The organism is Brevundimonas sp. TWP3-1-2b1, from assembly GCF_049896165.1.
Classification (GTDB): Bacteria; Pseudomonadota; Alphaproteobacteria; order Caulobacterales; family Caulobacteraceae; genus Brevundimonas; species Brevundimonas subvibrioides_B.
In genome coordinates, this window is sequence record NZ_JAFCTT010000005.1 from 115768 (window position 1) to 130039 (window position 14272).

The window sequence follows — 14272 nt, forward strand, 5'->3', positions numbered from 1 at the left end:
GCGAACGTAACCTCAGCGGCTCCGGCGGCGAACCCGAGGCGAACCGCCACCGGAGCCTCCATGATCGAATCCCTGTCCCCGCCCCGTCTCGACGGCCGCGCCGCGCTGCGGTTCGGCATCGCCCTGATCCTGCTGTGGTTCGGCTACATGAAATTCCTGCCTTACGAGGCCGAGGGGGTTCGCGGCATCGCCGAGGACTATTGGCTGTTCGGATGGCTCTATCCGCTGGTCGGCGTGGGCGGCGCCTCCGCAGTGATCGGCGTGCTGGAGGTCACGGCGGGCGTCCTGATCGCGCTCGGCGGCCGGTTCCCTTGGGCCGGGCTGCTAGGCGCGCTGATGGGCATGGCGACCTTTGTCGTGACGCTGAGTTTCTTCTTCACCGCGCCCGGCGTCTGGCAGGACGGCTACGGCTTCCCCGCCCTGGGCTCGACCGGGCAGTTCCTGGCCAAGGACGTCGGGCTGCTGGCGATCTGTGCCTATCTGGTGCTCGACGCGCGCGATCGGCTCGACCTGTGACCTGACGCCGGGCGGACGGAGTGCTATCCGTCCGCCATGTCAGCCCCCCTCCCCGACGCCGGCCGCAACTGGGTCGACGCCCGAGCCCCCGAAGGCCTGAAGCCGTGGCTGAAGCTGGGTCGGTTCGACCGGCCGATCGGCATCTGGCTGCTTCTGTTGCCGGGCTGGCAGGGGATCGCCCTGGCGCTGGTGCAATACAGGACGATACCCGGCCTCCATGAGCTGTGGCTGTTCGTCGGGTTCGCCGTCGGCGCCTGTCTGATGCGGGCGGCGGGTTGCGCGTTCAACGACATCGTCGATCGCGATATCGACCTGAAGGTCGCACGGACGGCGGCGCGGCCGATCCCGTCGGGCCGGATCAGCGTGCGGCAGGCGTGGCGGTTCGTGATCGGGTGCAGCCTGGTCAGCCTGTCGATCCTGCTGACGCTGAACCTGACGGCGGTGCTTCTGGGCGTCGGGTCGCTGGCGCTGGTGGCGGCCTATCCCTTCATGAAGCGGATCACCTGGTGGCCGCAGGCCTGGCTGGGGCTGACGTTCAACTGGGGCGCGCTGATGGGCTACGGGGCCGCGACCGGCGCCCTGTCCTTCCTCGTCTGGGCCAATGGCCAATGGAAGGTCATGACAGGCGACTGGCTGACCTTCGCCGTCGCGCCGGGGGCGAACGGAGAACTGACGATCGCGGCCATCCTGCTCTATGTCGGCGGCGTGTTCTGGACCCTCGGCTACGACACCCTCTACGCCCTGCAGGACATCGAGGACGACGCCATGGTCGGGGTGAAATCCTCGGCGCGGCGATTGGGCAAGGGCGTGAAGACCGGAGTCGCCGCCTTCTACGGGCTGGCCGTGCTGTCGGCCGTAGCCGCCGGGGCAGCCGCCGGACTGGGCGTGGTCTTCTACGTCGGCCTCTTCGTCTATGCCGCCCATCTGGCCTGGCAGTTGCGCACGCTGAGGCCCGCCGACGGCGCCCTGGCGCTGAAACTGTTCAAGTCGAACCGGGAAGCGGGGCTGATCCTGCTGGCGGCCATCGCCCTCGGCGCCGTATCACTGCCCTTCTAGTCCGGAGATCGCCATGACCATGCCGTTTCGTCTCGCCGTTCTGAGCCTCGCCGTCGCCGCGACCCTGGCCGGCTGCAACCGGGACAAGCCGGCGGACACCACCCCGCCGGCCGCGACCGCGGGCACGGGCGCCACGGTGACCCCAGCCGACGCCGCCGCCCCGATGGCCTTCGAGTCCAAGACGGCCTTCGCCGAGGTCAGCTTGACCCTGCCGGTCGCGATCAAGGCCCAGCCCGACCTGCACGCCCGCCTGTACGCCGCCGCCGTCCGCGACCTGCGTGAGTTCGCCGAAGGGGCCCAGGCCGACCGCACCGAGGCCGGCGGCGACGAGGGCATGGGCGCCTACAACAGGTCGATCGAGATCACGCCAGGCGCCGAGACCGGCAAGCTGTTCAGCCTGATCCGCACCGATTCCGAATACACCGGCGGGGCGCATCCCAACTCCGCCTTCGCCTCCATCCTGTGGGACAAGGCGCTGAAGCGCGAGGTGGCGGCGGCCGACCTGTTCACCAAGACGGCCGATCTGTCGGCCCTGGACGTCGCCCTCTGCGCCGCGATCAATGCCGAGAAGAAGAAGCGCGACCCGCAGGCCGAGACCGTCTCCCTGACCGGCAGCGAGATGTGGAAATGCCCGCGCGCCGCGACCGTGCCCTTTGTGCTGGTGACCGGGACAATGCCGGGCAAGGCCGGCGGTCTGGTCTTCCTGATAGGCCCCTATCTGGTGGGGCCTTATTCCGACGGACCATACGAGGTGACGGTGCCGCAGAGCGCGTTCCGGGCCCTGCTGGCCCCCGCCTATGCCGACGAGTTCGCCGGTGAGCCGAAGGCGGAAGCGGCGACCTAAGCCGGGCTTCTCCCTCCCCCTCGGGGGAGGGCAGGTCGCGAAGCGACCGGGTGGAGGCGGCGAGGCAAGGCCGCACACAGCGGTGTCCGTATCGCCTTGCCCTTCCCACCCGGTCTCCGCTTCGCTTCGACCACCCTCTCCCTTGGGGGAGGGAGAAAGTCGCGCCCTACCTCAAAAACTCGTCCACCAGCGCGTCGAAGCGCGCCGGCTGGTCGGCCATGATGAAGTGGCGGCTGGCGTCGACGCGGATCAGCTTCACGCCCGGCAGGGCGGCGTATTCGCGCTCCCACAGGCCTTGCGCCATCGCGGGCGGCAGGCCGCCGTCCGGGTCGGTGGCGTAGAGGGCGGTGACCGGGGTGGTCATGCCGGCCAGACCCGGACGGGCGTCGGTGGTCATGACGTCGCTCATGGCGGCGGCGAAGGCGCGCCGGTCGCTCGCCATCGACCAGTCGATGATGTGCTCGCGCATGGCCGGATCCCGGGCGAGGCTCGCCGCAGTCTGACCCTGCTGCGCCCGGAAGGCGGTCTCGTCTGCGACGAGGATGCCAGCGGCGGCCTGGGCGGCGAAGGGACGAGCCTGATCAGCGGTGACGGTCGGGCCGAACATGGCGCTGTAGAACGGCAGGGCATCGACGATCATCAGTCGGCCGACGCGATCCGGATGCGACTGGGCCAGCAGCAGGCCACTGAGCCCCCCCATCGAGTGGCCGATGACCGCTGGATGATCGAGGCCGACCTCGGCGATGTAACGGGCGAGTTCCTCGACCTCGGGCGCGACGAACGGGCCGTCGCCCTGGCTCCAGGGGTCGCCGGCGAAGCCCGCCAGCTGAACCAGATGCACCCGGTGGGTGGCGGCGAGCCGCGTGGCCAGCGGACGCCAGACCTCGCGCGACGAGGCCAGGCCGGGGATCAGGATGACGTCGGGGCCGGAGCCGATGACCTCGACGGACAGACGATCGGAGCGGAAGGGCGCGGTCTGGATCGCGGCGGCCGGCTCGGCGCGAGCCTGGGTCGCGAAGACGGCGCCGCCCACGGCCAGGGCCGTCGCAGAGGCCAGCAACAGGGCGCGCAGGGTCGAGCGCCCGACGACGTGGCGGAGATGCAGCATGATGATGTCCTTGTAAGGTTACCCTGACGAACCGTCAGGCGTGGGGATTGTCGAAGACGTCTTCCACCGCGCGTTCGAACAGGGCGGCGATACGGTAGGCGAGGTCGAGGGAGGGATCGTGCTTCTCGGTTTCGAGCGCGTTGACGGCCTGACGAGAGACGCCGAGTGCCTGACCCAGCTGTTCCTGGGTCCAGCCCTTGCCGGTGCGGAGTTCGCGAAGGCTGTTCTTCATCGGCCGCTGCTCTTCACGAACGGCGAAACCAGTCCGAACAGGCCCCAGAACAGCGGATAGATCAGCCAGCCCGGCGCATGCCACGCGCCACCGTAGCTCTCGGCAAAGCCCCAGCCGCTGAACAGGGCCATGGCCAGCCCGGAGGCGATGATGAACCGTTTGGCGGTCAGGGCGCGCACGAACTCGTCGGCCTCGTTCATCAGCGACAGGGTGGCCCATAACTGCCCCGCGATCGGGGCGGCAACGCACAGTCCCAGGACGACGCCCGCCGCCTTGCCGATGATCTCGTCGAAGGCGCCGAAGATGGCCGCCACATTGACCAGGACATAGCCGGCCATGAACATATTGGTGCGGATCACATAGCGTTTGTGCGCCGGATCCAGTGTCTTCCAGGAAGCCATGTGCAATCTCCTTTTGTAAGGCTTACCTTACACAATGATTTTGTCAGGTCAACATGACTTTTGTCAGGTGATGCTGACATGCATCGAGGCGGCTTGGTGGGCGCGCTGTGGCGGCCTATCATCGCCGCCATGCCCGCCGCCCCGCGCATATCGCCCGCCGAGGTCTTCGCTCCCGACGCGTGGGCGCCGTTCCAGGCGCGCTCGGCGTGGAAGGGACCGCTGCTGGTCGTCCACGCCTGGGGCGTCATCGCCCTGGCTGTCCTGGCGGGGGTCTGGCAGCCGATCCTGATCCCGCTCTGCGTCATGATCATCGGCACGCGCCAGCTGGGCCTCGCCATCCTGATGCACGAGGCGGCGCACGGGGCGCTGGCGAAGGACCTGAAGCTCAACGACTTCCTCGGCCACTGGCTGTGCGCCGTGCCGATCGGGGCGTCGCTGGACGCCTATCGCCCCTATCATCTGTCTCACCACCGGTTCGCCCAGCAGCCCGAAGACCCCGATCTGGTCCTGTCGGCCCCCTTCCCCGTCTCCGGCGCCTCCCTGCGCCGCAAGATGATCCGCGACCTGACCGGCCAGACCTTCTTCAAGCAGCGGGTCCTGCTGCCGCTGGCCGTGCTGCGGAAGCGATCGGAGGGCGGCGACGCGCACGACTACGACGCCATCGTCACCGGCCGCTCGGTCGCGCCCTTCCTGCTGGTCAATGCTGTGATGCTGGCAGGCTTCATCGTCGCCGGCGTCTGGTGGGCCTGGTTCGCCCTGTGGCTGCTGCCCATGGCGACCTGGTTCCCGCTGGTCACGCGCCTGCGCAACATCGCCGAACACGCCTGCGTCGAGGGCTCGGCCACCGACCCCTTCCGCGCCGCCCGCACGACCCGCGCGAGTTGGTGGGAGCGCGCCCTGATCGCCCCCTACTGGGTCAATTTCCACGCCGAGCATCATCTGTTCATGCACGTCGCCTGCTGGAACCTGCCGCGCCTGCACAGGGCGATCCGGGCGACGGAGCCCGGCGGCCGGATGGAGGTGGCGGACGGCTATGTCAGCGTCCTGCGTCAGGCCAGCGGAGCGGAACGAGCATGAGCGACGCCAGGGCCGACATCATCGCCAGCATGGCCGAAATCCTGACCCGCGTGATGGAAGGGCCGAAAGGCCTGTGCGTCACCTTCACCGTCGAGGGTGACGCGGATCGCTGGCTTCAGTTCGTCGACGACCAGGTCAATATGGCCTCGTTCGCCGACAGCCAGCCCGATGCCCTGGTCGCCGAACTGGGACCGGCCGTGATCATTTCCTTCCAGGCCCGTCAGCACCTGACCGTGACACTGGCGGCCCGCGACCCCGAGACCATCGCCGCCTGGATCCACGACTATTTCGTGCGGGGGCTGGATGCGGGCGAGGGCTTCCTGTTCGACGCCGCCATCGAGCAGATCTGAGCCGCTTGACCATCGCCGATCCCGCCGCCTTCATCCTGGCCAACACCCGACTCCAGGCCGTGCCGCATGCGCCGGAGATCTCGCTGTGGCTGGCCGACGAGATCACCCCGATCTGGAAGCTGACCGAGGAGGAGCTGGGCGAACTCGGCCTGCCGCCGCCGTTCTGGGCCTTCGCCTGGTCGGGCGGACAGGGACTGGCGCGCTGGGTGCTGGATAACCCGCAGACCTTCGCCGGCAAGACGGTCGTCGACTTCGCCACCGGATCGGGACTCGTCGGGGTGGCGGCGATGAAGGCGGGCGCGGCGAGCGTGCTGTGCGCCGATATCGACCCCTTCTGCGAAGCGGCGGTGAGGTTGAACGCGGAGGCGAACGGTGTGGCCCTGTCCTTCACCGACGCCAACCTGCTGGACGCCGCCCCGCCCGAGGTCGATGTCCTCTGCGCCGGCGACGTCTGTTATGAAAAGCCGATGACCGACCGGGTCATGGAATGGCTGAGACAGGCGCGGAAACAGGGATCGCGAGTCCTGATCGGCGATCCGCACCGGACCTATTTCCGCACCGACGGCCTGATGCATCTGGCCGAGTACCAGGTGCCGACCACGCGCGAACTTGAGGATTTCGCCATCAAACGCAGTTCGGTCTTCTCTCTGGATTGACCGCGGCCACGCTTGGTCAAAGCAGCGTCCGGCCCCATCTTGGGGACATGAAAGTCGCAGCCGTCATCCTGCTGTCTGTCCTGTCCGCCGGGACCGCCTCGGTGCAGGTGTATTCGCCCGGCCAGCCCTGGATCGGCGACCCGATGGCCGACCGGCTGCGCGATCGGATGGAAACCCAGCGCCTTCAGTCCGAACAACAGGCCGCCTATGCCCGTCAGCATCAGCTCAGCGCCCGCCTGATCGAGATGGAAATCCGCGCCCGGCGCCAGCCGGAGCCCTATGTGCCTCTGGTCGACGTCCCAGCCTCGCCCGACGCCCAGCGGCGAGCGCGCGAAGCGGCCACGGCGCGCCGTGAAGCCGTCTCGTCCGGCGTGGGCCAGATCGACGACTGGCTGGCGCGTCCCCCGCGATAGCGGGCGCCGCGACAGGATTGCATCCCTTCCCCTCCGGCAGCGTTCCGGCCTAGCTTGAGTGGGACATACTGGAGGCGACGATGCGTTGGCAGGGCGGACAGCGGGGCGGCGGGATCGAGGATCGCCGCGGCATGGGCGGCGGCGCGGTCGCGGGTGGGGGCATCGGCGTCGCCGTGCTGGCCCTGATCGGCTATTTCGTCTTCGGTATCGACCCCTCGACCACCACCCAGGTCGCCAGCCAGTTCGGCCAGGCGGGAGCCTCGCAAGAGGGCGTCCAGGGTACGCCTGAGGATCAGGCCGGTCTGTTCGTCGATATCGTGGGCAAGAACATCAACGACGTCTGGGCGACGAAGCTCGAAGGCTACCGGCCGCCCGACAACATCGTCCTCTATGAGCAAGGCACGCCCACGGGCTGTGGCTTCGGTCAGTCGGCGATGGGGCCCTTCTACTGTCCGACCGATCGCCAGGTCTATCTGGACCTGGCCTTCTGGCAGGAGATGGAGACCCAGCTCGGCGCGTCGGGCGCCGACTTCGCCCGCGCCTATGTTCTGGCCCACGAGATCGGCCACCACGTCCAGACCCTGACCGGGGCGTCGGAACAGGTGCAGCGCGCCCAGCAGGGTGCCTCGTCCGAGGCCGAGGGCAACCGCTATTCCGTGGCGCTGGAGCTCCAGGCCGATTGCTACGCCGGGGTCTGGGCCGCCAATGCGGCCTCCGTCTCGGGCGGCGAGGTCGCGGTGGAACAGGGCGACATGGAGGAGGGCCTGCGCACAGCCTCGGCCATCGGCGACGACACCCTGCAACGTCGCTCGGGCGGTCAGGTCAGCCCGGAAAGCTTCACCCATGGCTCGTCGGCACAACGGATGGAATGGCTGCAGCGCGGCTACCAGACCGGCGATCCGGCGAGCTGCGATACGTTCCAGGACCTCTAAAGGCCGCTTGTTGCATCGCACACGGCGCGGCATGGTCGCGCCGTGACCGCCCCTGCCCTGACCCCGCCCGAAGTCGCCTCCCCCGCCGCCAGCCTGCGCGCGGCGCGACGCATCGTGGTCAAGGTCGGGTCCTCGCTCGTGGTGGACCAGAAGGCCCCGGCGACCGTGTGGCTGGCCGGTCTGGCCGCTGATATCGCCGCGCTGCGGGCGCAGGGGCGACAGGTCGTGATCGTGTCGTCCGGCGCCGTGGCGCTTGGGCGCGGTCGGCTCGGGCTGGAGAAGAATGCACGGCTGGACGAGAAACAGGCCGCCGCCGCCGTTGGACAATCCCTGCTCATGCAGGCCTGGGAGGCGGCGCTCGCCGGGGCGGGCCTGACGCCCGGACAGGTCTTGCTCACCCGCGACGATACGGAACGCAGGCGGCGCTGGCTCAATGCGAGGGCGACGCTGGAGGCCCTGCTGAAACTCGGCGTGGTGCCTGTGGTCAACGAGAACGACACCGTCGCCACCGAGGAGATCCGCTACGGCGACAACGACCGGCTGGCGGCGCGCACGGCCCAGCTGGTACGGGCGGACCTGCTGATCCTGCTGTCGGACGTCGATGGTCTGTACACGGCCGATCCCCGTCTTGATCCGACGGCACAGCACCTGCCGATCATCGAGAGCCTCGGTCCCGAAATCCTCGCCATGGCGGGCGGCGCCAATGCCGACGCCGCCGTGGGCACCGGCGGCATGGCGACCAAGCTGGAGGCGGCGCGGATCGCCCGTTCGGCCGGCTGCGCGACCCTGATCGTCTCGGGACTGGCGGCGCGGCCGTTGAGCGCGGTCGCGTCGGGCGCGCGGGCCAGTTTGATCACGGCGACCGCGACGCCCTTGCAGGCCTACAAGTCATGGATCGCGGGCAGTCTGGAGCCTGCGGGTTCGCTGGGGGTCGATGACGGGGCGGCGGAGGCTCTGGCGAGCGGACGCAGCCTGCTGGCGTCCGGCGTGAAACGGGTCGAGGGCCGGTTCGACCGGGGCGACTGCGTGCGCGTGATCGGGGCCGATGGCGGGGTGCTGGGCGTGGGGCTGGCCGCCTACGCCGCCGACGAGATGGAAAGGATACGCGGCCGTCACTCCGGGGAGATCGAGGATCTGGTCGGCTACAAGGGACCGGGCGTCGCGATCCATCGCGATGATCTGGTGCTGCACGAATGAGCGATCTGGACGCGGCGATGCGGGCGATGGGGCGACGGGCGCGGGCGGCGGCGGACGCCGTGCGGCTGGCCCCGGCCGGGAAGCGGTCAGCGGCCCTGACGGCCATGGCGGCGGCCTTGCGGGCGCGTGCCGAGGCCATCCTTCAGGCCAACGCCCGCGACATCGACCGGGCCCGGACAAACGGCATGGCCGAGGCGCAGATCGACCGGCTGGCCCTGACGCCCGCCCGCATCGAGGCCATGGCGGCGGCGGTCGACGAGGTCGCAGCCTTTCCCGATCCCCTGGGCGTCGAGACCGTGCGCTGGACCCGGCCGAACGGGCTCGACTTCGCCCGAGTGCGGACGCCGATCGGCGTGCTGGCCATCATCTACGAGAGCCGGCCCAATGTGACGGCGGATGCGGCGGCCCTGTGCATCCGTTCGGGCAATGTCGCCATCCTGCGCTGCGGGTCAGATTGTCTGGACAGTTCGTTGGCCATCCATGCGGCGGTCGTCGAGGGGCTGGCGGCGGCGGGGTTGCCGGCAGACGCGGTTCAGTTGGTCGATACGCCAGACCGGGCTGCGGTGGGCGCGCTCCTGACGGGGCTGGAAGGCTCCATCGACCTGTTGATCCCACGAGGCGGCAAGAGCCTCGTCGCCCGGGTGCAAGCGGAGGCGCGGGTTCCGGTCCTGGGTCATCTGGAGGGGATCAACCACACCTATCTGCACGCCTCGGCGGAGGTGGGGATGGCGCGCGACGTCGTGGTCAACGCCAAGATGCGGCGGGTGTCCGTGTGCGGATCGACGGAAACCCTTCTGATCGATCGAGCCGGCGCGGCGCGGCTGTTGCCGCCGGTGGCCGAGGCGCTCATCGCAGCCGGATGCGAACTGCGCGGCGATGCGGAGGCCAGGGCGCTGGCGCCGCAGATGCGCTCTGCGACCGACGACGACTGGGGGCATGAATTCCTGGCGCCGATCCTGGCGGTCAGGATCGTCGACGGGACGGACGCGGCGATCGAGCATATCCGCACCCATGGCTCGGGCCATACCGACGCGATCGTGGCCGGGGACGAGGCGGCGGCGACCGAATTCCTGAACCGCGTCGACAGCGCCATCGTGCTGTGGAACGCCTCGACCCAGTTCGCGGACGGCGGCGAGTTCGGCTTCGGCGGAGAGATCGGCATCTCGACCTCGCGCCTGCATGCGCGCGGGCCGGTCGGCGCCGAACAGCTGACCAGCTACAAATACGTTGTGCGCGGGACCGGCCAGACCCGACCCTAGCATTCCTCTCCCATCGGGGGAGGTGGCTCGGAGCGCAGCGCAGAGACGGAGGGGGCTCACCCCGAACACCTGCATCTGCGGTTACCCCCCTCCACCGCTTAGCCTGTCCTCGGGCTCAGCGAAGCTGAGACCCGGGGGCGGTCCCCCTCCCCCGACGGGGGAGGATTTCGAGGTCCAGCGGTCGCGAGGCGTGCAGACGACCCCCGCCGAGATCGAGCACCATCCGACGCCCCGCGAAGGCCTCCATCCCGACGAGGGCGGCGGGGAAGCCGGGCAGGGGCATGTCGGCATAGATGGGTGTGTCGGCGTCGCGATAGATCTGGTCGCCGACGGTGATCGTCCGTGACCGGACGATCTGCGAGTCGATCGACCCGCCGAGGACGATACTGCTCCCACGCTGCGACGGCCGACCGTCCAGCAGGCCTGCGCCCTCCGCCGCTTCTCGCGACAGGGCCAGCAGGGCCGAGGCGCCGGTGTCGACCACGGCCTGGATCGACGCCCCCTCGACGGTCACCTCGGTCGTCAGGGCGCCGCGCGCCCTGACGACCGGTATGGCGGCGACGTCGGTGGGCAGGACATGGCCCTCACGCGGCAGGAACCGCATGCGACGTTCCTCGGTGTCCAGCTCCAGCACCGTCTCGCCCAGCAGGTCCTGGCCGAGGATCAGCGGAGCCGAAAGGCCTTCGCCGACCGCCAGCGGTCCGAGTGACAGGATGGCAGTGCGAAGCGCCTCGATCCGCATCGCCCCGACCGACACGTCCAGTGTCACCCCCCGTCCCATCTGGGCCCCGCCGCCGACGCCATAGGCCACCAGCGGAATGTCGAAGGCCTGGGTCAGGCCCAGCCGCTGGAACAGGCTGCGGTCGATGACGGAATACTGGGCCCCGGAATCGACCAGGGCGCGGACCGGCTGGCCGGCGACCGTGACCCTTACGGTCGGCACCGAGGCGCGCCGCTCGTCATAGGGCAGCCAGCCGCTGTTTCCCTCCGGCCCGAAGGCGACGCCGGGATCGCGCCACAGCACATGGTCCCTCAGCCACCACGCCCCGCCGAGACCGGCGGCGACGAGCACGGCGCGGGTCAGGAGGGCGCGGCGATTCATTCTTTGACAGTGGGGACGGGTTGCGGCGCTGTCGAGGCGGCAAGACAGCCCATTTTTCCGAGCATCCCCGCGGAGGCGGGGACCCAGGTTTTCGCCATGCGAACGGTGCATGGGTTGCTGTCAGCGAGTCATCGTGGAGCACTATCGCCCCAAGCACTGGGTCCCCGCCTCGGCGGGGATGAACGGATTACTTGGTGACCTCACACCTCGAACCGGACGCCCTGGGCGAGCGGCAGGGCGGAGGAGAAGTTCACCGTCTGGGTCTGGCGGCGCATATAGGCCTTCCAGGCGTCGGAGCCGGACTCACGGCCGCCGCCGGTCTCCTTCTCGCCGCCGAAGGCCCCGCCGATCTCGGCGCCCGAAGGGCCGATGTTGACGTTGGCTATGCCGCAGTCCGAGCCCCAGGCCGAGAGGAAGGCCTCGGCCTCGCGCACGCTGTCGGTGAACACGCAGCTCGACAACCCTTGCGGCACCGCGTTCTGCATCGCCACCGCCTCGTCGAACTCGCGCCAGGTCAGGACGTAGAGGATGGGGGCGAAGGTCTCATGCTGCACCACCGCGCTCTGGGCCGGCATGCGGACGATGGCGGGGCGGACATAGTCGCCCTCCCGGCTTCCGCCGACGACAATCTGACCGCCCTGCTCCACGGCTTGTTTCAGCGCGGCGTCGAAACCCTTCGCCGCGTCTTCGTCGATGAGCGGTCCAACCAGCACCCCGTCCTCGCGCGGATCGCCGATGGGAAGGGTGGCGTAGGCCTTCGCCAGACGCTCGATCAGGGCGTCGGCCACATCCTCGTGCACCAGCAGGCGACGCAGGGTCGTGCAGCGCTGACCGCAGGTGCCGACGGCGGAGAAAGCGATGGCGCGCACGGCCATGTCCATGTCGGCGCTCGGCGTGACGACCATGGCGTTGTTGCCGCCCAGCTCGAGCAGAGACCGCCCGAGCCGTCCGGCGACCGTCGTGGCGACGGCCTTGCCCATCCGGGTCGAACCCGTCGCGGAGACCAGGGCCACGCGGGGATCGGCGGCCAAGGCCTCGCCAACCTCGCGACCGCCGACCAGCAGCTGGACCAGACCGACGGGCGCATCGCCGAACCGGGCGAAGGCGCGCTGCATCACCGCATGGGTGGCGATGGCGGTCAGGGGCGTCTTCTCCGACGGCTTCCAGATCACCGGGTCGCCGCAGACCAGGGCCAGCGCCGCGTTCCAGGCCCAGACAGCGACCGGAAAGTTGAAGGCCGAAATCACGACGACCGGGCCTGCCGGCTGCCAGGTCTCGCGCATGTGGTGGCCGGGACGTTCGCTGGGCAGGGTCAGGCCGTAGAGCTGGCGCGAGAGACCGACGGCGAAGTCACAGATGTCGATCATCTCCTGCACCTCGCCCAGCCCCTCCGAGGTGACCTTGCCGGCCTCGAGCGTGACCAGCATGGCGAGGTCGTCCTTGGACGCGCGCAGTTCCTCGCCCAGCAGCCGGACCAGCTCGCCGCGACGGGGCGCGGGGATACGGCGCCAGGGGTCAAAGGCGGCGGTGGCGGCGGCCAGGGCGGCCTCGATCGCGGCGGCGTCGGCGGCGCGAACCGCCGCGCCCGTCGAGCCGTCGATGGGCGAGCGGGTGGGCAGGCCGGAGGGATCGAAGGTCGCCTCGGAAACGCCGAGGCGGGTCAGGATGGCATGGGCGTTCTGGGCTGCGGTCATGTCGGCGGCTTAGCCGCACGACCGGAAAAGCGAAAGGGCCGCCTCCTTTCGGAAGCGGCCCCTCGATCAGGTTGCGATCAGCTTACCAGCCACGACCGTCGCGGTCGCGGCGCTCTTCACGCAGGTTACGCTCGATCCGGTCGAGGCGGCCCTGCAGATCGCGACGTTCCCAGTTCGACAGGCCGTCGCGGCGGTAGCGCCACTCCAGACGTTGGTACTCGTCCAGCTGCCAGCGCAGGTTCTGGGCCTCGCGGCGGCTGATGCGGCCGTTGTAGGCGGCGCGATCGATACGCTGGGCGAGACGGGCCTGGTCGCCGTTCAGGCCGCCGCCGTTCCAGCCGCCGTTGTAACCACCATTGTAACCACCATTGTAACCACCATTGTAACCACCGTTGTGGTCCTGGCCGTAGCCGCCGCCACGGTCTCCACCACGATCACCGTGGCCTCGGCCGTAGTCCTGGGCCAGCGTCGGGGTCGCGATCGCGACCGCCGACGCCGCCAGAAGCGAAAGCAGGGCTTTCTTCGTCAGGGCGGTCGTCATGATCTTTTTCCTTCATCTCGGCCCGGGGTGGGCTGCGAGGTGAAGAAAACCACTCTGAACCTGACACGCGTCTGAGCCGGCTGTTGTGAAACAGACAGGTTGATGAACGGCTAGGCTTGATGCCCGCGCTGAACGCGTCGGTCTGTGAGGTTCAACGCGCGGCGGACTGAAATCCGTCGCATCTTCATCCCTGCTTCACCCTCTTGCGAAACCGGGCGTCAAGGGCTGATCCCGCAGGGTGGAGCGGAACCGGTGAGGACGACCATGGCGCGTGCGCAATTCCAGAAGGGCCAGAAGGTCTGGGTCGAGTGCGTGGGCGCATGGGCCCAGATCGAAAAGGTCCAGCCCGTCTGGGCCAAAGGCTTCGAAGAACCGGTAAAGGTCACCTACGACGTCGGCCTCGGCCGCGAGTTCCAAGCCTCCGAACTGATGCTCCCCGCCGAGGACGAGGCCGGGGGCGCTCTGGGCACATGGCGCATGCTGCGGGCGCGCAACAAGTGGCAGCTGGCCGAGGACGTGCCGCACCACCCCTATCCGGGCACCTATCCCGTCGTGGTCACCGATCCGGCGGACTGGGGCGGCTGGCGCGTGCCGGGCGCCGAATACGATCGAGATCCGCAGCGGATCGAGTTCCAGGCCCGCCTGATCGCCGCCGCGCCGCGCCTGATGGATCTGGCGCAGAAGCTGGTCGACACGGTCGCCGAAAGCCCTGAGGACGCCCCGCCGGAGACCCTGGCCCTGGCCCGTCAGGCGCGCGAGGTCCTGAAGTCCGTGACCGAGGCCCTGGCCCCCGCGCCCGAGGCCGCCGCGCCCGCTGTTCGCGCGCACGCCGCCTAGAATACTTTCGTTAACCAAACCTCGACAGGATTCAGCGACGCAGCCTAGATTCCGAGC

General features: G+C 69.3%; 17 protein-coding genes. 11 read left to right on the forward strand and 6 right to left on the reverse strand.

Annotated elements, in window-relative coordinates; all coding sequences use genetic code 11:
- The first annotated feature begins 60 nt into the window (after positions 1–60).
- The 3 genes from ACP7AB_RS06545 to ACP7AB_RS06555 are packed head-to-tail and all read left to right on the forward strand — an operon-like array spanning position 61 to position 2416.
- Complete coding sequence (locus ACP7AB_RS06545; protein ID WP_425988734.1) at positions 61–516, forward strand: YkgB family protein; 456 nt, start codon at positions 61–63, stop codon at positions 514–516.
- Between the two features lie 36 nt (positions 517–552).
- Positions 553–1572, forward strand: a complete 1020-nt coding sequence (locus tag ACP7AB_RS06550; protein WP_425988736.1) for a UbiA family prenyltransferase — start codon at positions 553–555, stop codon at positions 1570–1572.
- 13 nt (positions 1573–1585) lie between these two features.
- Positions 1586–2416: a DUF3298 domain-containing protein gene (locus ACP7AB_RS06555; RefSeq protein ID WP_425988738.1), complete on the forward strand. Its 831-nt coding sequence runs from the start codon at positions 1586–1588 to the stop codon at positions 2414–2416.
- 166 nt (positions 2417–2582) lie between these two features.
- On the opposite strand, the gene ACP7AB_RS06560 is transcribed toward ACP7AB_RS06555, so the two are convergent.
- From ACP7AB_RS06560 to ACP7AB_RS06570, 3 genes are read right to left on the reverse strand one after another with little or no spacing between them, the layout of a single operon-like run.
- Positions 2583–3524: an alpha/beta fold hydrolase gene (locus ACP7AB_RS06560; RefSeq protein WP_425988740.1), complete on the reverse strand. Its 942-nt coding sequence runs from the start codon at positions 3522–3524 to the stop codon at positions 2583–2585.
- Positions 3525–3558: 34 nt separating this feature from the next.
- Entirely contained in the window at positions 3559–3756 is a 198-nt protein-coding gene (locus ACP7AB_RS06565; protein WP_303694154.1) for a helix-turn-helix transcriptional regulator, read from the reverse strand.
- Positions 3753–4157 carry a hypothetical protein gene (locus ACP7AB_RS06570; protein WP_425988743.1) on the reverse strand — a complete coding sequence of 135 codons (405 nt, stop codon included), beginning with the start codon at positions 4155–4157 and terminating at the stop codon, positions 3753–3755. Before ACP7AB_RS06570 ends, ACP7AB_RS06565 begins: the two co-directional genes overlap by 4 nt.
- A 78-nt stretch (positions 4158–4235) precedes the next feature.
- On the opposite strand from ACP7AB_RS06570, the gene ACP7AB_RS06575 reads away from it, so the two are divergent.
- From ACP7AB_RS06575 to ACP7AB_RS06605, 7 genes are all read left to right on the forward strand, one after another.
- Positions 4236–5234: a fatty acid desaturase family protein gene (locus ACP7AB_RS06575; RefSeq protein ID WP_425988746.1), complete on the forward strand. Its 999-nt coding sequence runs from the start codon at positions 4236–4238 to the stop codon at positions 5232–5234.
- Positions 5231–5584 carry a hypothetical protein gene (locus ACP7AB_RS06580; RefSeq protein WP_425988749.1) on the forward strand — a complete coding sequence of 118 codons (354 nt, stop codon included), beginning with the start codon at positions 5231–5233 and terminating at the stop codon, positions 5582–5584. Before ACP7AB_RS06575 ends, ACP7AB_RS06580 begins: the two co-directional genes overlap by 4 nt.
- Positions 5585–5589: 5 nt before the next feature.
- Positions 5590–6240 carry a class I SAM-dependent methyltransferase gene (locus ACP7AB_RS06585; RefSeq protein ID WP_425988751.1) on the forward strand — a complete coding sequence of 217 codons (651 nt, stop codon included), beginning with the start codon at positions 5590–5592 and terminating at the stop codon, positions 6238–6240.
- A 47-nt stretch (positions 6241–6287) separates the two neighbouring features.
- Complete coding sequence (locus ACP7AB_RS06590) at positions 6288–6653, forward strand: hypothetical protein (RefSeq protein WP_425988754.1); 366 nt, start codon at positions 6288–6290, stop codon at positions 6651–6653.
- 80 nt (positions 6654–6733) lie between these two features.
- On the forward strand, positions 6734–7585 hold the full coding sequence (gene ypfJ / locus ACP7AB_RS06595; RefSeq protein WP_425988755.1) for a KPN_02809 family neutral zinc metallopeptidase: 852 nt from the start codon (positions 6734–6736) through the stop codon (positions 7583–7585).
- Positions 7586–7627: 42 nt separating this feature from the next.
- Positions 7628–8782 carry a glutamate 5-kinase gene (gene proB, locus ACP7AB_RS06600; RefSeq protein WP_425988758.1) on the forward strand — a complete coding sequence of 385 codons (1155 nt, stop codon included), beginning with the start codon at positions 7628–7630 and terminating at the stop codon, positions 8780–8782.
- Positions 8779–10041: a glutamate-5-semialdehyde dehydrogenase gene (locus tag ACP7AB_RS06605; protein ID WP_425988761.1), complete on the forward strand. Its 1263-nt coding sequence runs from the start codon at positions 8779–8781 to the stop codon at positions 10039–10041. Before proB ends, ACP7AB_RS06605 begins: the two co-directional genes overlap by 4 nt.
- Before the next feature lie 115 nt (positions 10042–10156).
- On the opposite strand, the gene ACP7AB_RS06610 is transcribed toward ACP7AB_RS06605, so the two are convergent.
- From ACP7AB_RS06610 to ACP7AB_RS06620, 3 genes are all read right to left on the reverse strand, one after another.
- Positions 10157–11143 carry an aspartyl protease family protein gene (locus ACP7AB_RS06610; protein ID WP_425988764.1) on the reverse strand — a complete coding sequence of 329 codons (987 nt, stop codon included), beginning with the start codon at positions 11141–11143 and terminating at the stop codon, positions 10157–10159.
- A gap of 200 nt (positions 11144–11343) precedes the next feature.
- Positions 11344–12837, reverse strand: coding sequence for an aldehyde dehydrogenase family protein (locus ACP7AB_RS06615; protein ID WP_426046123.1), 1494 nt, complete (start codon positions 12835–12837; stop codon positions 11344–11346).
- A gap of 82 nt (positions 12838–12919) precedes the next feature.
- Entirely contained in the window at positions 12920–13378 is a 459-nt protein-coding gene (locus tag ACP7AB_RS06620; protein WP_425988769.1) for a hypothetical protein, read from the reverse strand.
- Between the two features lie 264 nt (positions 13379–13642).
- Here ACP7AB_RS06620 and ACP7AB_RS06625 point away from each other — a divergent pair, with 264 nt between their 5' ends.
- Positions 13643–14215, forward strand: coding sequence for a hypothetical protein (locus ACP7AB_RS06625; protein ID WP_425988771.1), 573 nt, complete (start codon positions 13643–13645; stop codon positions 14213–14215).
- Positions 14216–14272: the final 57 nt, after the last annotated feature.